Below are 19,722 nucleotides of genomic sequence, written 5' to 3' on the forward strand. Positions count from 1 at the left end.
TCTGTCTGGCCATGCACCATACCCGTTCCTGCCCTGCGGCCTTGTTTGACCAACACAGCGTTTTCTTCCCCTTGGTATGCTCGACCGCTCCTTCTATGACGGCGTCCTGGCATTACTTCTCTGGGGAGTATCGTCTCTGATGATGGGTATTCGGTTTTCAAGGTGCCGTTCCGAATGTTTGGGACCAATTCCCCGTTGACAATCGGATTTGCGGGTGTTAGACTATTGTAAGATTATTTTGACAGCTCCTTTTCAACTGTATCGTAACATGATTTCCAGCCGCTGTCAAGACTATCTTAAAAATAATTTACGATTGTCTATTTCGGAGGACGCCGACATGTGGTATGCCAAGATGTACTTCTCTGAGAAAAAAGAGGTTTTCCAATTTGATAGCCACGGGGTTCAGGGCGTTCCCTCGACCTACGAGGAATTCCCGTTCCTGGAGAGCCTGCTGTCTTTTCTGGAGGCGGACTGTAAGGAGCTGGAGCCCCTGCTGCGGCGGGCTTATGAGAATTGGTCCCTTCTGATCGACAGGGATGATAGAGATGCTGGGGTCCGTACCTTGATGGACCTGGGTGACCTTGGGAGCCGGCATATCTACCTGCATCTTCTGTATGTGCGCTGGTTTGAGCGGTTTGGACGAATGGGGATCACCCAGGACCGGGGAAGCAGGGAGGATCAGCAGATGCTGGAGGAGCTGCAGAGCCTTCCGAAGCAGCTCCCACTGTATCAGCAGCAGGTACAGCGTTTCTTTGATCTCGTTTTGGATGTGGACAAGGCGGGGCGCGATCCCCAGCAGCAGGCATCGGCCCACTATCTCTACGATGCGCCCAAGGACCCGTCTCTGTTCTCCTTCCGGCCCATCCCCCTCAGCTTTGAACCGGTGGAGCCGGGGCGGTGCTCGCCAGTCCTGTATCCCCTCCACATTTCGGACATGATCGACTACTCCCTGCGCAGCTGTGTGGAGCGTGGGATCACCGTCCGGCGGTGCAAGAACTGCGGCCGCTGGTTCCCACAGACCGGCCGGGTCAGCGCGGAGTACTGCGAGCGCCCGGTGGCCTCCGGCCAGCAGACCTGCCGGGAGGCCGGAGCCTTCCAGCAGTGGACCAAGAAGCAGTCCGACGACCCGGTGTTCAAGGCCTACCGCAAGGAATACAAGAAGCGGTTCGCCTGGATCAAGGCCGGCCGGATCACCGACGAGCAGTTCTACGCCTGGAGCGAACAGGCCAGAGAGATGAAAAAGAAATGCGACCGGGAAGTCATCACTCTGGACGAGTTCCAGGATTGGCTGAAGAACGCAAAGGTGCCGCTCTGATAGCGGCCTGTTTCAAAACGGAGAAAGGGACTGGCCGGAGGCCAGTCCCTTGTATTCTTTGACTCGGCGATGCAGTTTTTGATGGGGTCATATGTGCTTAGACTCTCTATTTCCGAGTCTATGACTCCGTCTCATAGGGCCAGGTGCTGATGCCGCCGAATTCGTAGATGTTGGTGTAGCCCAGTTCTGCCAGAGCAGAGGATGCCGTCTTGCTGCGGTTCCCACTGCGGCAGTAGACCAGAACGGTGGAATCCTTTTCGGGGATCACCTCGGTGGCGGTGTCTTCGTCGATGCTTCCCACTGGCAACAACACTGCGCCGGGGATGTGGCCGCTGTCGTACTCGTCCTGCTCCCGCACATCCAGGATGATGACTTCCTGGGTGTCCATCATCTCTTTGGCCTCCTCCTGGGTGATCTGCTGGTAGCCATCCGTAGAGTTTCCACTGCACCCAGTCAACAGCAGAAAAGATAAGAGTATAGGCAGGATCTGTTTCATTTGACCACCTCCAGAAGTCCGGCGGCAAAGGCTCTGTGCCCCTGCTCCGTAAAGTGGACGCCGTCATAGGCCAAAGAAATGTCCCACTTCCCAGCGTCGGCAAAGCGGATGCCCAACTGTTCTGTCAGGTTCTGACAGAGCCGGGCAAAGGTGTGAGAATCGTCAATGAGCTGCTGATCCGGCACCCACGCGCCCCGCTTCACCGGCGGCGGGGCGATCAGCAAAATCTTGCTTCGATTCAGGGATATGCCGGAGAGAAACCGCTTCAGACTCACGGCGGCCTGTTCCGGGCTTCTGCCTTGGAGCAGGTCGTTGGTCCCCAGCATGACGATCAGCAGATCGGTGTCAGCAGGGAAAGCAAGAGCAGCAGAAGGGATCTCCCGGCCGTTCTGACCCATGTTGGAGATTGACCACCCGGTCTCCATAGCCAGGATGTCCACCCACCGGCTGTCCGGATCATAGCGGCCGCCCAGATAGGAGCGGGGATCGTAGCCGTAGGTGTTGGAGTCGCCAAAACAGATGACGTTCATTTGGTATTTCCTCTTCTCTGCGTGATATCGGGGGAGCTTCGATAGACTCATTGCCCTATGGAGATCGTTGCTCTCAGCTCCCGTTCAAGCCGTTCTTTCTCTCCGCTTTCATCTGTCCGGAGCCGCAGTAGCGGAATACCGCATAGTTCAAAAATACGGTTTTTCTTTTCATCTCTGTCTGCCTGGGTGCTTCCTGCAGCGTGAAACGCGACTCCATCTACCTCTACTGCCAGCAGAGGAGACTTGTCCATCCTGCGGAACAAGAGAAAGTCCACATGGGTCAGGGGATTGCGGGCGTATGCGGTTTCCTCCTCTGTCAACATGGAGTAGTCTTTCACCAGATTGACCAACGACACATGGACTGCACAGTCCACAAAAGAAAACTCTTCCTTCTGGAGAACATCCTGGATCACAGCATAGAGAAGATTTTCCGAGTCATATTCCGAAACTCGCCCATGCTTTTTCAGAAAAGCCCGCCGTTGCTCGGCGTACCCCTGATAGAGCAAGTCAAAAACGGAGTAGACCGAACTCTCAATCACCGCACAGTTGTTGTACTCGATATAGCGGGCCAGATCACCGTAGTTAGTCCGATCATTTTGTGGATCCTGAGAGGTGATAACAGTTAGAGATTTGACAGCCCGAGATACCGCCACATTCAGCATTCTGGGGTCATCCACAAAGTCGGTAATAACATTATCCACCGAGGTGAGAATGATGGTGTCCTTTTCCCGGCCCTGGAACTTATGGACGGTAGCCACTTCCAGGTCCTTGCCCAGCTGTGTTTGAATTGCCGCCACCTGATCTCTGTATGGTGTAATGATGCCGATACTCGCATACCCTTGTCTCGCCAGACTTGGAAGCACCTCCTGCCGGATCACGTCGATCTGTCTTTGGTTCAAATGACCACGGGCGTGGTTGCCAGGCGCTGTCCGATACATGGTCAGGACATCCGGCTCTTCATGGTCCTCTGTCATGACGATGAGCTTCCCACCGTAGAATTTCTGGTTGCAGAAATTGATGATTTTGGGATGGCAGCGATAGTGTTCCCGCAGGAGAACCGTGGGAGCCTCCGGCCATGTGGCAATGGCAGAGGAGAGCAGACTGTGGGCAGAGAAATGGTAGATCTCCGGAAGAGAATACCGCGACCAGACCGCCTCGCTGTCCTGGAAGTTTTTGCTGTCCAGCACATTGGGAAGCTGCTGGAGATCTCCCACAATGACGATGTTGCGAGCGCAGGCAAGAGCCAGTACACCAGTGGCCAGATCTACCTGGGACGCCTCGTCCACGATCAGGTAGTCATAAATATGTTCAAAGTTTAGTGTTCCTTTAATGGAGTAAGTCGTACTTAAGATCACTGGATACTCCCGATTAAATTCCCTGGACTTTCCGCGAAAATCCCGTATCTCAAAGCGTCGACGTGGTTTCCGCCAATCGAATCTTTCGCTCAGTTCCGCCTGGAACAACCGCAGAGACTTTTCCGTCAGTTCTGCCATCTTTTCGTCAAATGCATATTGCTCCAGCTTCTTCTCCAGTTGAGCCCGCTCTTCCGTCAATTCTTGTCGGCGCACCACATAGAATTGCCGCTGAAGGTACGGAATCACCAGTTCTGGCGTCTGAAGGAACACTTTCAGCGCACTGCGATTGAAGCGAAAGAGAATGGATATCTTTTGGAGCAGACCCAATTTACTCTCCTGCCGGGCATGCTGCTCGCACTCTAACCACAGGGATAAAATCTTTTGGGAGGAGAGACCCTTCACCTCATTCTTTGGTGCCTGGGCATAGGTGTTGTAGTACTCACTAAAATAGTGTTGTTCCGGCGTCAGTTGGAGGAGTTCCTGTTCAACGGCAGCAATGCGGTTCTTCGCATTGAGCATCTCGCTGAGTTCTTTGGAGAGAACAGTTATCTCCTGGTCCAGCTGTGACTTCTCCTCCTGCTCCAGAACCCAAGCCGACATATCGGGGTATTGGCCGGTCTGTGCCTCCAGAAAATGCTCCTTATTGGCACGACTCCCCAGAAAAGCAGTCAGAAACGAGAGCCCCTTCTTCTCCAATTTTTCCGCTACATTCAAGGTGGCGGAGTTATTGTTAGAGACAACAGCTACCGTATGACCATTTCGAACCGCATTGGAGATGATATTTAGAATGGTCTGTGTCTTTCCGGTACCGGGAGGTCCCTGGATGATGCTGACCTGGGAGGAAAGGGCGTTCTCCACCGCTGTTTTCTGGCTTTGGTTCAGACCAAAGGGGTAGATGACTGCCTCAGGGAGCGCCCGCACTGCGGGTTTCTTGGAAGAATCTAAATAGCAGGACAGCACGGTTACGTCGCTGACACTTTTGATCCGCTCATACTGGGCACTCAGGATGTTGAGACCACCTTCGGCTACCAGACTGACCGCCGCTGCTGTTTCTTTGAAGTATTCAAAAACGCCCGCTTGCTTCTGATTCGTCAGGCAGTTTTTCAGGAGTTCCACTTGGCTTTTGGGGTATGTAAGGGCCTTTTTTCCTGTTCGTAGAAAACGGTAAAAGGGGCCAAAATCCAGAATCACATCAACCTGCGAAAGAGGATTTCCGTTCACGGCAATAATGAACTGCGATGGATCAATCCGGTTCTGTACCTTCAGAAGCTGTACTTTTTCGGCATGGTAGCGATAGGACTTTGGAGAATTGGCATAGATTACCTCGCACATACCGTTCTGAAAACGGAAGCTGGCGACGGAGTCGGTTTTATCCTGGCCATTGATTAAAATCAGGTATTGTTCTCCGTTCACCATGCTCTTCCTCCGTATCATGCAATTTTACCGCATCACTTTGTCCAATAGAGCCTGATATCCATCGATTACATCATAGACTACATCTCCGCTGCTGATAGCCTTAAAGTGCTCTCTTGCACAGTGAATCTTGGCCTTTTCAATATCCCGCAGTTGCATAGATCGCATGGAACCCTTGGTCTCCGCCACAAAATAGATGTGTTTCACCTTTCCTTCATAAAAGGCGATGGCCCAATCCGGATTATAGCGGCCCACCGGCGTGGAGATGTAAAACCCATCCGGTAGTTTCACATAGACGGCCACATGGGAGTCGACATCCAAGTCTTTGGCAAAATCCCGCTCGTTTGTGGAGTCATAGAGGATATGGTCATAGAGGTGCTTGTCCGCCTTCATAGCATTGGTACCAAGCCTGCCTTTCAGCGTCGGCTCAGTAAACACATCTGTGTCATAGCGGTCATCCAGGACGTGATAGGTGATGTGCTGAATGATGGCGGTGGCCTTCTGATCGTTGATAAGAGATGATGCGTTTATAATGAACTCCTCTGGGTTTTCCCGGAACTGGTTGAACACCGCCGGTTGAATCCCGGTCAGAATGGCGATTATTGCTTTGCGGGTCAGGCTGGTTTCCTCAACCAGTTTGCCTACCAGGTCATACTTCACAGCACTGTTCGCTCGTACCTGTTTATCCTGGGAGTACATCTCGGATTTCTTTTTAGAGAAGGAACTCCCCTCCAGCAGCGATTCCTTGGATTTGACTTCTTCCATGGAACCACTCTCTACCCTAAAATAGATTTTGGAAACTCGCAGATCCTTATCAAGAGATTGAATGGCTTTTTGGATTAGCTCTTGGGTGTCAAAGTCCACCACATAGACGGACTTGCTGTTGATCCGGGACCAGAGGGCCTTGAACTCCGGCATGGCCAGTTTGTCCGGGTCCACCTGGAGCTCCACATTGTTGCTCCGGGCATTCTCCGGCTTCAGGGCGCTGTCACTGTACACGAAGTCCAGAATCGCCAGGACGGAGTCGGCGCAGTCAGCGGCTTCTTCTGCAATCTTTACTTGGTTGTTGGCCTTGTCCGCAAAGTATTTGTCCGTCAGCGCACCCTTGCGGTCCACATAGCCGTTGATAATCAGGTCATAGCAGATGGCCTGGGCCAGCGCGGCGTCTACCACCTGCTCATTGCCAGAGACGTCCCGGAGGACCTTGCCCTGGAACAGTTCCGGGGTGACAGCCCTGGGCCGGTCCGCCACAGCCTCCGCCATCTCGGATTGGAGGCCCTTGGCGAAGCTGTCGTAGCTCTCGCTGGCGATGACGGTGAGGATGTTGATGTTGTGGACGTCGTTTCCCAGCACATTGGCGTCCATGCGCTCGCCGTCCTGGTTGACGCACAGGCGGAGACCACGCCCCACTTCCTGGCGTTTCCGAACCTCGCTGCTGCTCTGTTTCAGTGTGCAGATCTGGAACACATTGGGGTTGTCCCAGCCCTCCCGCAGGGCGGAGTGAGAAAAGATAAACCGTACCGGGGACTTCTTGGGGTCTCGGTCCAGCAGCAACTCCTTGTTTTTCATGATCAAGTCATAGGCGTCTTTGTCGTCGGAGGTTCGTTCCTTTTTATCGCCCAGCTTGCTGTCGGTCATGTGGCCCTTCTTGTCTACAGAGAAATAGCCCGCATGGGTGTCCTCAGCCTTGATGGATTTCAGATACTTGAGGTATTCATCCTCCCCGATGCCCAGCTGCATAGTGGAGAGGATGTCGTTGTACTCCTCCTCGAACATCTCCGCGAAGATGCCGTTATGAGGCTGTCCGGCGGCGTCATACTGTTTATAGTGGGCCACCTCGTCGATGAAGAACAGGGACAGGACTTTGATGCCCTTGTAGAACAACTGCCGCTCCCGCTCGATATGGGAGAGGATGGTCTCCCGGATCTGGATGCGGCGGAGCTGCTCCTCGCTGACCTTGCCCACCACATCCCCGGCGTAGAGCTTCACGCCGTTGAGAAATTCCAGGGAGTCATCCCGACCGTCGATGGCCTTCACCACGAAGCCGTTTTTGTACTCCTCCAGTTTTGTGACCTCGCCGGAGTTGTCGTAGAGATTGTAGCCGATGCCCACCTTCCGGGAGATTTTTCGCAGGCCGGACTTCCCCATGTAGTCGAACTGGATGGTGGCGGTGGGGTCTGCCTTGGAGAGGTTGATCCCCTCCAGGTATACATAGCCGTCGGTGGCGGTGGAGCCGCTCTCGGTGATGCCCTTGACGGCGATCTTTTTCACCAGCTTCTTGTTATAGGCCTCCATGGCGTCCAGCCGGTAGACCATGTTGTAGATGCTGTCGGAGCGGTGGGTGGCGGAGTAGCGTAGCGTGAAGAGGGGGTTGAACTCCTTCAGCCGCTCCCTGGTCTGCTTGCCCTCCACCGACTGGGGCTCGTCGATGATCAGGATGGGGTTGGTTTTGGCGATGATGTCGATGGGGCGGCGGGAGCGGAACTCGTCCAGCTTCATGTAAATGCGCCGGGCGTCCTTGCCCCGGGCGTTGAAAGCCTGGGAGTTGATGATCATCACGTTGATGGAGCTGTCGGAGGCAAAGCGGTCGATCTCCGTCAGCTGGGCGGAGTTGTAGATGAAGAAGCGGATCTTCTTGCCATACTCCTCCGCGAAATGCTCCTGTGTCACCTGAAAGGACTTGTACACGCCCTCCCGGATGGCCACGCTGGGCACCACCACGATGAACTTGCTCCAGCCATAGTGCTGGTTCAGCTCGTACATGGTCTTGATGTAGGTGTAGGTCTTGCCCACGCCGGTCTCCATCTCGATGGTGAGATTGTACCGCCCCTCCAGCCGGGGAGAGGGAGCGATTTGGTTGGCCCGCTGGATCTTGTTCAGATGTTCCAGCACCACCTGGTCGCTGAGCTCCGGGACGATGGGCTCGTTGCGCCAGCCGGTGAAGCTCATCGCCTCCAGGGTGAGCTGGTGCGTGTCGGAGCCCCGGTCCATCAGATAGGTGGGGGTCAGGTAGGGTTGCCCGGCGAACACATCCACCACGGCCTTGGCGGCGTCAGCCTGAAATTTTTGGTGTTTGAATTGGAGTTTCATACACTACATTCCCTTGAACTCATAAATTTTTGACCTGCCCCAGAACTTGATTCCGAAATGCATACACATTTTCCTAATAAGCGCAACATACCCGTCATCAGCCAATGGATGTACCATCACACGCTCAACAAAATAAGATATATCCTTAATAGGGAGATATAGAATACCATCGTTTATTCTATGTGGAACGGTACAGAAGGAAGATCCGACTAATCTCATTTCATTTTCATACTTAAAACACTTTCGCTTGTGGCGGATTATTTCATCGCCATCATAGAGGACTATTCCATCATCTGTAAAGGTTGTATTATTAAGCAAAGTTTCCAGGCATGGTCTATCTAAATCATATTGAACCCGAAAAATACTAAGAGAATCCGAATCAAGTTCCAAGAGTTTGTCTACTGATGTACGTATCATAACGGCGTGATTGTCGTAATTATACGCATTCCACATGACCTCAGCATCTTTACTGCGTGAAAAACATAAGCAAAACATATCGTCCGTGATAGCCTGGATGGTCTCTATGAACGAGTTAAAATGTTTCTCGCAATGAATGCCGTATTGGGCAAATGAGTTCGCCATCTCTTCTCGATGTTGCAAATTTTTCAATGTTCTAACGACAAATGTTTCATATTGATCTGGCCATTTACTTGGATTAACTAAGGCAAGTTCTTGATGAAACAAAAGTTCGCAGAAGCGCTGAAATGAAATGTAACGGTAGACTTTCAAGGAATACTTGGTTGCCATCTCAAATCACCTTCACCCGGGTATCCGGGGCCAAAAGCTTGAAAATCTCCCCCACGTTGATCTTCTCCGGGCTGGTGGCAAAGCCGCTGTCCCGGAACACGGCCCGGAGGGGCTTCCGCTTGGCGATCTCCCGGATGACGTTCTCCGGGATGTTTTCGTCAAAGCAGGCGATCAGGTCGCCGTCGTTGTAGGTGTGGACGGTGCAGCCCTCCACCTGCTCGGAGCGGTAGGGCATGGACAGGGGCAGGCCCCACTCCAACAGGCAGCCGAACAGCAGGTCCAGGTCCGTGCGGTCGGGCTTGATATTGCTCTCCATCTTCTGGAGCATCCCCTGGTCGTACTCCTGGGCGGAGTAGTAGACGTCCTCCATGTTGGTATCGTCCAGCTTGAGGACACGGAAACCAATATCCAGATCGTCCGCCATTTTCTTTTTAGCAGTAACAACTTCTGGGGAGTCAGACCATTCTGCATAAACGAACCCCATAGATGTTCCATGCTCTTTTTTGAACTTTTCCATTGCACGAACGGCTGTTCCTTCTTCCTCCAAGGCCTTTTTTGCCATATCGCCCGCCCGGCGGATGCGTTCTTTGCCAATGTCGCATAAAGTTGAAAATCCTTCGCTTTTAATTGGTTGCGGCAACTGTACCATAATAAATTGACGATTTCCGCCATCTTCTGCATTCTGTGCCATAACTGCATGGGCTGTAGTGGCAGAACCACAGAAGAAGTCCATGACAATGTCATGCCCGTCTCTCGTGGTTGCAATTTGTAGCATACGTTTAATTAAGCGGGTTGGTTTTGGAGTGTCAAATACATCTTGTGATGTAGCAAAACTAAGTAAACTCAGCAATTCTTTTTTTGCTTCTTGTGTATGTCCAACTTCTTCGTAGGACCAGTATGTCTGGGGGACAATTCCTTGTTTTACTTCTGATAAATATGTTTTAGGGGCTGGGATGTTATTGCCATCGGGTCCCCAGTAAATTCTTCCTTCTTTATCAAGTTGCCAGAATTTTTCTTCCGAGTATATCCAATAGCGTCCGGACGGTGGTCCTTCTATAATGCGTCCGCCAGGGCATTTTATAGGATATGTTCCCTTACTATAGTAGTTTCTGGCAGAAAGATTGTTTGGGCGCCACGGACCGCGAGGATCATTGTCTGGATTGGAATACATTGAATTTTGTTTTTCTGTACGTGGCAATAGATTAGGACGCCAGATAGCGGAACATTTTGTATATACAAGGATATAATCGTGATCTACCGAAAAATATTGCGCACTGGATTTCGGCGCATAATTTTTTCTCCAGATTATAGTCGCAATAAAGTTGCCCGGTCCAAAGATTTCATTTGCAATTTTTTTCAAACTGTCCTGTTCATTGTCATCAATAGAAATGAAAATGACTCCATCATCCGTCAGCATATTTCTCGCCAGCATTAGCCGGGGATACATCATGCTACACCAATCGGAATGGAACCGGGGACTGCTCTCGGAGTTCTCCGCAAACTGCTTGTTACCCTCCTCGTCAAACAGGCCGATCTGCTGGTCGTACTCCTGCTTGCCCATCTCAAATCGGTCGTTGTAGATGAAGTCATGGCCAGTGTTGTAGGGCGGGTCGATGTAGATCATCTTCACCTTGCCCAGATAGGCCTCCTGAAGCAGCTTGAGCACCTCCAGGTTGTCGCCCTCGATATACAGGTTTTCGGTGGTGTCCCAGTTCTTGCTCTCCTCTGGGCAGGGGCGCAGGGTCTTGCGGATGGGCTTGTTAGCCTCCACGATGGAGGCTTTCTTGCCCACCCAGGTGAACTCGTAGGACTCGTCCCCCTCCAGCACATCGTCGGACAGCATCTGCTTAAGCAACTCAAAGTTGATGGCCTTTTTCAGCCCGCCCTTGCCGTCCGGGCCCTCCGTGACGCACCCAGGGAACAGGGCGGCAATCTTCTCTATATTCTGTGCCGTCAAGTCCGGCGTCTCAAATTTCATGTGGTCCATTATGAAGTTCCTCCATTATCGAAAATTGCGGACCTTAACCTTCGATGCAATCTCACTTGTTCGTTTATCAAATGCAATATTTACATAGCTTTCGGGATCGGCAACAAAATCATCCCATTTTACGAGAACACAGTACCGTTCACTTTCGGACCATGCGCACCCAGAATGAGGCTCTATGTAGTAATTTGTGCTGAACTCTCGAATTACAGTGGAGTCTCCAATTACAACCGTATTGTGTGTACCGCCGCAAGTAAGGCATTGGTGACTCCCTTTATAAATGCGTTCATACATTTCCGGTAGGACTACACCCAAAATTCCGTTTCGAGTGTTACCAACCCCATTATATAGAGAAGCTTGCAATTCTCGTTCAATAAAATAGTTTTTTCTTCGTCCCATGAAATCACAGCCTTCATTTTCAGAGGAGTGTGTTCCAATCACGAAGATTGTTACAGTAGAGTCCTGGAGATAATCCTGGCGAATTGTTTTCATAATGTAGTCACCATCATTGCTGTTGATAACTCGGTCAAGCCCTTTGTTAATCAAATCCGACTTTGCAATCAACTTATCAATGCGCTCCCGATACCATTGATCTTCCTTTTTGAAAGAAATAAAACATTTGTGCCCCATGGTAAACCTCCTATGCTTCAAGCCTCAAATCGCTTTTTTATATCGTACAAACTAATTTTATCCAAGCAATCATTTGTGAGAACAATTTTCGCTTTAGCTGGATATTGAAATCGAATACGACTGACTTTGAACGTCCAAATAATTATTTCAAGAAGTTCTTGATCCGTAATATTTTCGTAGCCTCGGAAGCGAGTGATTCCTGAACCAAGTAATGGTAAAACCACCGTGTTTCCACCATAATGAATATCACACTCATTCCACATATTCATTAGGCAAGAAGTGAAGTCATTAATCTCTAAAAACGCACGATTATCTTTGTCAAAGTGGGTAAATGCAAGGAGAAAATATTCACCATTTTTTATTATAGTTCCAAGCCTATATTGGTTTGTCTTGCCAGTTTTTCTTTCGCATTTTCCAAGAATATATTCTGCTGAATGTGAATCTGAATCAATGGTTTTATCCAAGTCGGAGGGATTCAGATAAAAGCGGGTGATATATTGCCCATTTAATGTGTTTTTTGAAATCAATGTGCCGTCTACTTTTGTATCAAAAAATTCGTTAAACGGAATAATTTTGAAACCATCCTCTAAAAAAATGTCACCCGTTTCGATTTCCATTGTTGAGTTATTTATTTTTAACGATATTTTCTTGAGATTATTCGCACGATACCACCTGAAAAGAAATACTACGACAAGAAAAATGGCAAACGCAATAAAGCAACATGTTTTTTTGTCATCGGGGATATCCAAAAACAGAAAAGTAAGTGAGGCAATAACGCTAACGATAGAGAGAGTTGCGTAGTATTCCTTCCATAATTTCTTGTTTAGGAATTTAACTTTCATAATTACAACATCTCCAATTCCCTCTTCAACTTCTTTATGTTTACATTTATCTCCACCTGCCGGTTGAGTTGTTTTTCCTTCCGGATCTTATTTTCCAGCGCCGTGATCTGCTTCTGGAGCTGCTGCCGCCGGAGGTCCCGCTCCACGTTTTCCGCAACGGATAACTCCACACTCCACTCTTCACACTCCACACTGCCCCTGCACTGCCGCACAAAATTCTCGTATACGGCGTCCAGGGAGTGCCCTTCCATGCGGAGGGGGAGTTGGTCTGACTCTATCCAGTCGGTGTGATAGTATTGGCTGACTTTGAAGGCGGAACTGCCGGAGGCGGCTTCTTTGTAGCCGATCCAGGCCTGGTATTTTCCCTCGTATTCCAGCAGGAAGAGAATGTAGTAGGGGATCTCTCTGTCGATTTGGAGCAGGACGGATTCGTCCAATGAGGGCTGGTTGAGCCGGAGTTCCAGCACCTCGATTTCTGTGACAGCCTCTCCCGGGGCCAGATTGACCGTTGCGGCGGCGATCTTGTTCCGCCACCAGATGGTCCTGATCTGCTCCACAAAGGCCCGCTTCAGAACGGGCGTCACCGGCAGGTTCTCATAGAATTTTTGCTTAGGAATACGCTTATTGAATTCCGTAGTTTTTGGCAGGCCCAGCACAGGATCACCCTTTTTCCCTTATGCATGTCAACAAATATTACTTTAGCAATCCATTTTCTCTTAAATAGTCAAGGAACTTCGCCATTATTTCCTCGGTTCTATCCAAAATATCTTTTTCGGTAAAGTCTGTCAAAGTTTCAGAGAGATGATGCAACTCATGGTTTCTTGTGCCCTCCTTCTTCTGATTGCGACTATTCACAAAGCCTTGGTAATACTTGATTTTATCCTCAAAGCGATAATCAGCGGCACGGATATTGATGCGTTTTTCCAAAAGAGCCTTGTTTCCCAGCGCCTCCAGATTTTTTACATCTGTTAGAGACTTATCTTTGTCATAGCGATTCCTGGCATAGATATGTTCAATCTCAAGTACCGTTTCAAGGGGAAAAAGCTCCTGATCATCATCTTGGAACGCCCACCATGCTAACATCGATTTTGTGATCGGTCTACTATTGTTGAATGTAAAGTTGGCAAACATGCTCTGCACCTTATCCGCCTCAAACTTGAAGTCGACAAAAGTAACGGGCTGGCTGTTGACGATACTGACCATCTCGGCATATACAGGGGTACGAAGTGCATTTACCCCAGGGTTTGTAACTGCATATGTCCAGATAAATCCAGTGATTTTGCTGAGGAACCGATAGAACTGGTCCTCATCTAACAGTCCTTCGCTATCTCGATTCTGCATAAAGAACACGGAAACAACATAGGTCCACATACCATTTGGGGCATAATTTAATACAAATAGGCGGCGCAAAATCCGCTGTGAGAACCGATCTTTATCTTGATTGATGACATCCTCCCAAAAATGAGCAAGTGTAATCAGATCATTAAACGTATCTTCTCTTTTGAGTAAGGTGTAATTGTCTTTCTCATAAAATTTGCGCAATGCTTCAGTCGTGGAAGACTTGATTCCCTGCTTGGCACGGATATAATACATGTACCGTGTAAACAGTTCATCCATTGGCGTTCCGTTTAGCGGATGGAAAATTGATTCCGTTAATTCCTCCAGATCTTTCCACTGCTTAATAAATAGATCCTTTTTTCCGATATCAGAGTAATATTTGTAAAACTGTGCCTTGAAAATATCAGAATCAGAGAGTGGCATTCCTCGGTCATTTAATGTTGAAAAGATTCGGAGCGCAGTGTCCTGCGATTCTGCTTCGATAGGGAGGAGAATGCAGTTGTTCATGATTCGAGTGGGTAAATAAGCAAAATACGTCGGATACTTTGCTAAAAAGTCGTCAATACAGTTCTGAAAGAACCGGTAATTGGCGGCATATCTGCTTTTTTGCCCAGGTTTTACAACACCCGTTTTCAATATCTCAAGAAATTCGTCTTTGTCTTTATCAGTGGCAACTTCAGAATCAATCTTTAGAGCTGACATATCAGGCTCACCAAATTCATCCGTTTTCCAGATACATTTCTCAATATTCTGTTTTGTAGCAACAGAGGCCTTGTCTTGCATGTGGCCAAATTTTTCATAGAAGGCACGTAAAAGTAGCATTAGCGTAGTAAGCCGTTGTTGTCCATCAATCACTTCCATCTTGGAGACACTATTTTTGAAAGTAACGATTGGTCCGAGAAAGTATTCACTATTACTGTCAAATTCTGTGCGTCCTTCGTCTGGAATTGCGAATGAAAAGATATCATCCCAAAGGGTCTGACACTCAGTTTCACCCCACGCATAGGGACGCTGGTAATCAGGAATCAAAAAGTCTGCTCGTTTATCCTGGAATAAATCTTTAATTGTCTTTTGGTCCACGTTCAGCTTCGACATTTTTCTTCCTCCAATAAGCTTATCTAATTCGACTTCCGATTACTACTTCACCACCAAAAAGCAGATTAACTCAAAATCATCCAGCCCGGAGATCTGGGAGAGAAGCGCCGTCGTGCCGCCGCTTTTAAACAGACTGTCAATGTCGCTCTCCTCCTTCACATCGATGATGGAGTTGACCGCCTCGCTCAGCAGTTCTGATATCTCAGCCATGTTCCGGCCATCGTCGGTCTCCTGATTGAATTCCCGGCAGAGGTCGGAAATAGGTTCCGTTCTGCCCCTGCACAGCAGGCGGATGGTGTCCAGCATCTGCTTGGGGTTGAGATAATCGCAGAGGATCTCGCCATCCATACCAATGTAGACCATGTAGAACGGATGGATGCGGTTTCGGTGGTCTACATTGACGCTGTCGTTGACATTCCGAAGGACGAAGATGGCTCCGGCCGGAGCGTCCTCCCGGGCCGGGACCACGGCGTGCATCCCATGGGGCGTGGTCTCCACATCATGGTGGTGCTTCATGTACTCCAAGAGATCCAGACGGAATTCGTTGAGCCCCAGGTCCATGATGGAGATCCCGCTGGACATCTCCTCGATGTCCACGACTTCCTCCTGGAGCCGCTTCAGCTGCTGACGGCGATACTCCAAATCTCCTTTTTCTTCGGCATTGATGGGGTCGTCATCGCCAGTAGAAGTCATAACGGAGATCTTCATGCGGGTCTCCACCCGGCTTTTCAGATTGATATATTCATCCAAGTCCATATCCGGCCAAAAATTCACCAGCTGGATCACCTGATTTCGGCTACCGATGCGGTCAATTCGACCAAACCGCTGGATGATGCGGACCGGGTTCCAGTGAATGTCGTAGTTGATGAGATAGTCGCAGTCCTGGAGATTCTGGCCCTCGGAGATACAGTCTGTGGCGATCAGGATGTCCAAGTCTTCCGTGTTGCCAGGCATCAAAATATCCCGGCCTTTCGAGATGGGGGAAAAGCAGGTAAGAACCGTATTCAAGTCCGCTCGCAAACGAGGAATCGTAGTCTTGCCGTCTACGGTGCCCGTGACCTCCGCTGCGTTTAGCCCAAAATTCTGTTTGACAAAGGGAGCGACTTGCTGATAGAGGTAGTCCGCAGTGTCGGAAAAGGCGGTGAAAATGATGATTTTTCGATTTCCAGGATTGATTGGATGTTCTTGCTTCTCCCAAATCAAGTTCAGCAGCGTTTGTAGTTTGGTATCATGCTCCGGTGTGATGTCGCCGATCATTAGGGAGAGCAGCTGCAAATTTTCGGCGTCTTTTTCCAAATCCCGCAGCCAGGAGAGGTAGTCCATATCTGCCAGATCGATTTTGACCTTCCGGCCCACGGAGAAATAGTCGGTATTCTGGTCATCCAGGTCAAATTCATCAGCGTCAGAAAGGTCTTGCAAATCCAAAAGCTGCTCGCCGGACTGGTAGGCGTGGATCGTCTCAATGGTCGACTGGATCAGGTGATAGACCCGGTCAATGGTGAGCCGGAAGGCGTAGACCGAACTTTCTAATCGCTTGAGCAGATTGATGCTCATCAGGCGTCGAATGCCTTCCTCACGGCCTTTCTGGGTCAGGCTTGTCCCCTTGTTATGGGTGAGGTCCTCGTATTTGGAAAGTCGGGAGGCCATGATGTAATAGGTGGGGGTGTAGATTGAAAGATTCAGAGAGATCAACAGTTCATAGATCTGATTATAGTTGATGGCATCCCCAAGATCGGTCAGGCAGGGACGCAGGGAGATGGGCTTGAGCCGCTCCGGAAATTTTCCAATATCCGTGGTATCGTAATACTTTTCGATGTGCCGCCGGGAGCGGGCGATGGTCACGCTGTCCAGAACCTCAAAGAAGTCAAAGTCCAGCATTTTCAGCAGTGCATCCGTAGTGCGTTCTTCGGCAGGTAGACGGCTCCACACGTTAAAGGCTTTCTGGGCCCGACGGAAAATCTCATCAATGGAGGTGCTGGTGTCCAGTTTCTCATTGATTTGAGCGGAATCCCCCTCATACGCCAGTGCCAGCTGATTTTTCAGATCGATGAATCGGTTGTTGACCGGGGTGGCGGAGAGCATCAGAACTTTGGTGCGGACGCCTGCCCGGATCACCTTATTCATCAATTTTAAGTAGCGGTTTTCCTTGGCGTCCTCACCGGAAACTTCTCCGCCATTGCGGAAGTTATGACTCTCGTCGACGACCACCAGATCATAGTTGCCCCAATTCAGGCGATCCAAATCAATGCCGTTGGATTTGCCGTGTTCCCGGGACAAATCCGTATGATAGAGCACGTCATACCGCAGACGATCCTCGGCGATTGGGTTGTTGATGTAATTCCCTTTGTAGGTGTTCCAGTTCTCGGACAGCTTTTTAGGGCACAGGACCAGAACGGATTTATTGCGGTTTTCGTAGTATTTGATGACTGCCAAGGCGGTGAAGGTCTTGCCCAGGCCGACGCTGTCCGCCAGGATACAGCCGTTGTACTTTTCCAATTTGTTGATGATGGCAAGGGCGGCGTCCTTCTGGAAGTTGTAGAGCAGGTTCCAAATCTTGCTCTGTTTGAATCCCGTTGCCTCGTTGGGCAGAACATCCTCGGAGATGTCTTCCAAAAATTCGTTGAAAATGTTATACAGAGTAAAGAAATAGATGAAGTCAGGGGAATTCTCCCGGTAAGCAGTGGAGATACTGTCAAGAACGATTTCAGTGACATTTTGGAGCTTCTTTTCGTCGTTCCAAAGCTCTTCAAACAGTTTCAGGAAATATCGGCCATTCTCATAGCTCTCCGTCTTCTGGACAGGATAATAGGCGTTGTTGCCCCGTTCACAGCCCAGATCCACGGTGGTAAAGCCGTTGATGGGCATATAGGTGCTCTCATCCACCGTTAGAAATCCCATCATCTGTTCCTGCGTCACATTGGACTTGAAAGTCACCTTTTTCCGTACCCAATCAGCGCACTCTTTGGCAATGGCCTTTTGGGTCAATTCATTGCGCAGTTTGATCTCAAAATCAGTCCCGTACAGGCTGCGCTCCCGGTTCAGCCTGGGAATATAGAACTCCCGCTTCTCTTTGGGAATCTTCTCCTGGATGAATGTAGGCGAAGTGAAAATAAACCGCAATTCATCCACGCTGTCCAGCTGCTTCTTCAACTCTTGATAGGCGTAGATGGAAAAACAGGCGGCAGCGATGGACACCCTGCTTCCTTTTTTGATAGAGACCTGCAAATCAGACCGCACTGTCTGATTGATATTATCTAATATCTGCATAACGGACTCCTTCAGCGGTTAGAAGTTTCGGGACTTTCGGCAGGACATTCCTTTTTCTTTCGATACTTCTCGGAAAAACCGATATATTTTCCGCTTTTGATCCTGGCGTCACCAGGCTTTTGAGCGTCTTTTGGAATCGCCCAGCTTCGCCCCAGGCGCTCTGCCCCAGAGATACGGCCAGAGGCGCACAGGATCTGGACCCGGCGGGAGCTGATCCCCCATTTTGCAGCCGCATCAGAAATGGTCATGTAATCCATCTGGACCCTCCTAATCGACAGTACTACAAATTTCTCTTAATTCTGATAGTACACGATTTGGCGAATATTATCAACATAAATCTACAATTTTAGCCTGTCGTGCCCCGGTTCCTTCGTGTTGTGTGGCACGACCTGTCATATGTAGAAAATTTGTAAGTTTACTATCGTTGTGAAACCGAATTTATTCCAATATAATAAAACTAAAGTAAATGGTGAGGATTTTCATAGAGAGCAGGTGTCGAAAAATGATTGACCCTACCATGGAAAAGAAAAACGAATCCGTCTTTCCCGCTACTTTTCCTGGTGCCCCGGTGATCTACCTGAATACTTACTCTAACGAGGGGCAGAAGGTATATGAGGCTGCGCAGGCGGTCGGTTGTCCACCCTTTTCCCTGGTGGCCGTCAGCGACTTGGACTGGAACCGGGACATGGCCCCGTGGGACAGCCCGGCGGCGTTCAAGAACGGGGAGCCCTTCACCGGCGGGGCAGACGACTACCTGCGGCTGCTGGTTGAGGAAATCATACCCAGGGCAGAAAAAGAGCTGGTCGGGCCTCCGGCGTGGCGGGGAATCGCCGGGTACTCTCTGGCGGGGTTATTCGCCCTGTACACCATCTACCAGACAGATGTGTTCTCACGGGTGGGGTGCATGTCCGGCTCCCTGTGGTTTCCAGGTTTCAAGGAATACGTCTTTTCCCATGAGCCGAAGCGCCGGCCAGACTGCATTTATTTCTCTCTGGGGGACAAAGAGGCCAAGACCCGCAATCCAGTCCTGAAAACAGTTCAGGAAAAAACAGAGGAGATTCAGACCTTTTACCAGAACAAGGGCATCGACACGGTGTTCCAGCTGAATCCCGGAAATCACTTCGCCCAGGGGATTGAACGGACAGCGGCAGGCATCCAGTGGCTGCTGAACAGATAGACCGCAGGCTGTAGGCTTTTATTCTTTGAATAGGCGTGTGAAAAACTGATACGCTCACTGTTGATAAAAGACTTGCTTAACCGCTGCGGCAGAGGTACAATACCCAAAACCCAGAGTCGTGAAAAAACGCTTCCCGGCCGGGGTTGGCAGACACTTGCCGCCCCTGGTCAGGAAGCGTTTTTGACCCCATATTTGACCACAGTCAGGACCGGAACACATGGAAACAGCGGATTTAAGAGGGTCAAAAAATATTCAATACTGAACGGAAAGTGCCGGAAAGCACTACAAATCACCACAAAAAATTTGGTTCAAGCGTTTGGGTATTTCATGCAGCAGAAACGAGTAAATTGCAAAAAAGTTGCTAATATCCAGCTAAAGTGCAGAAAATATTCCTAATAGTCCAATAAAAATCACAACCTTTTATAGTCGGCATCCGTTTTGAC

14 protein-coding genes are annotated in these 19,722 nt (G+C 49.7%); 2 read left to right on the forward strand and 12 right to left on the reverse strand.

The genetic code is table 11. The annotated features are described in order from the left end of the window. Positions 1-337: 337 nt before the first annotated feature. Complete coding sequence (locus H6B51_RS01275; RefSeq protein WP_204881949.1) at positions 338-1,315, forward strand: DUF6076 domain-containing protein; 978 nt, start codon at positions 338-340, stop codon at positions 1,313-1,315. Between the two features lie 118 nt (positions 1,316-1,433). Here the strand turns inward: H6B51_RS01275 and H6B51_RS01280 are convergent, their stop codons facing one another. The 12 genes from H6B51_RS01280 to H6B51_RS01335 are packed head-to-tail and all read right to left on the reverse strand — an operon-like array spanning position 1,434 to position 18,359. Next, positions 1,434-1,811, reverse strand: a complete 378-nt coding sequence (locus tag H6B51_RS01280; RefSeq protein WP_204881950.1) for a rhodanese-like domain-containing protein — start codon at positions 1,809-1,811, stop codon at positions 1,434-1,436. Beyond that, entirely contained in the window at positions 1,808-2,341 is a 534-nt protein-coding gene (locus H6B51_RS01285) for a GDSL-type esterase/lipase family protein (RefSeq protein WP_204881951.1), read from the reverse strand. The genes H6B51_RS01280 and H6B51_RS01285 overlap by 4 nt, the downstream gene beginning before the upstream one ends. 47 nt (positions 2,342-2,388) lie before the next feature. Beyond that, the gene (locus H6B51_RS01290; RefSeq protein ID WP_207753811.1) at positions 2,389-5,112 is read right to left on the reverse strand and encodes an AAA domain-containing protein; all 2,724 of its coding nucleotides are present in this window, start codon (positions 5,110-5,112) and stop codon (positions 2,389-2,391) included. Between the two features lie 24 nt (positions 5,113-5,136). Further along, the gene (locus H6B51_RS01295) at positions 5,137-8,199 is read right to left on the reverse strand and encodes a type III restriction-modification system endonuclease (RefSeq protein ID WP_204881952.1); all 3,063 of its coding nucleotides are present in this window, start codon (positions 8,197-8,199) and stop codon (positions 5,137-5,139) included. Positions 8,200-8,202: 3 nt separating this feature from the next. After that, the gene (locus tag H6B51_RS01300; protein ID WP_204881953.1) at positions 8,203-8,946 is read right to left on the reverse strand and encodes a DUF2971 domain-containing protein; all 744 of its coding nucleotides are present in this window, start codon (positions 8,944-8,946) and stop codon (positions 8,203-8,205) included. A gap of 1 nt (position 8,947) precedes the next feature. After that, positions 8,948-10,933, reverse strand: coding sequence for a site-specific DNA-methyltransferase (locus tag H6B51_RS01305; protein ID WP_204881954.1), 1,986 nt, complete (start codon positions 10,931-10,933; stop codon positions 8,948-8,950). A gap of 15 nt (positions 10,934-10,948) precedes the next feature. After that, a complete protein-coding gene (locus H6B51_RS01310) occupies positions 10,949-11,560 on the reverse strand; it encodes a TIR domain-containing protein (RefSeq protein ID WP_204881955.1) in 612 nt (203 codons plus the stop codon). Between the two features lie 17 nt (positions 11,561-11,577). Further along, a complete protein-coding gene (locus tag H6B51_RS01315; RefSeq protein WP_204881956.1) occupies positions 11,578-12,402 on the reverse strand; it encodes a macro domain-containing protein in 825 nt (274 codons plus the stop codon). A gap of 2 nt (positions 12,403-12,404) precedes the next feature. Then, the gene (locus H6B51_RS01320) at positions 12,405-13,058 is read right to left on the reverse strand and encodes a DUF4391 domain-containing protein (protein WP_204881957.1); all 654 of its coding nucleotides are present in this window, start codon (positions 13,056-13,058) and stop codon (positions 12,405-12,407) included. Positions 13,059-13,095: 37 nt separating this feature from the next. Next, entirely contained in the window at positions 13,096-14,835 is a 1,740-nt protein-coding gene (locus tag H6B51_RS01325; protein WP_204881958.1) for a DUF262 domain-containing protein, read from the reverse strand. A gap of 42 nt (positions 14,836-14,877) precedes the next feature. Beyond that, on the reverse strand, positions 14,878-18,102 hold the full coding sequence (locus H6B51_RS01330) for a helicase-related protein (RefSeq protein WP_204881959.1): 3,225 nt from the start codon (positions 18,100-18,102) through the stop codon (positions 14,878-14,880). 11 nt (positions 18,103-18,113) lie between these two features. Beyond that, positions 18,114-18,359 carry a helix-turn-helix domain-containing protein gene (locus H6B51_RS01335; protein ID WP_204881960.1) on the reverse strand — a complete coding sequence of 82 codons (246 nt, stop codon included), beginning with the start codon at positions 18,357-18,359 and terminating at the stop codon, positions 18,114-18,116. A gap of 245 nt (positions 18,360-18,604) precedes the next feature. Between H6B51_RS01335 and H6B51_RS01340 the strand changes: the two genes are divergently transcribed. Beyond that, positions 18,605-19,279 carry an alpha/beta hydrolase gene (locus tag H6B51_RS01340; RefSeq protein WP_243421087.1) on the forward strand — a complete coding sequence of 225 codons (675 nt, stop codon included), beginning with the start codon at positions 18,605-18,607 and terminating at the stop codon, positions 19,277-19,279. Positions 19,280-19,722 lie beyond the last annotated feature (443 nt).

Source organism: Pseudoflavonifractor phocaeensis, from assembly GCF_016901955.1.
Classification (GTDB): domain Bacteria; phylum Bacillota; class Clostridia; order Oscillospirales; family Oscillospiraceae; genus Flavonifractor; species Flavonifractor phocaeensis_A.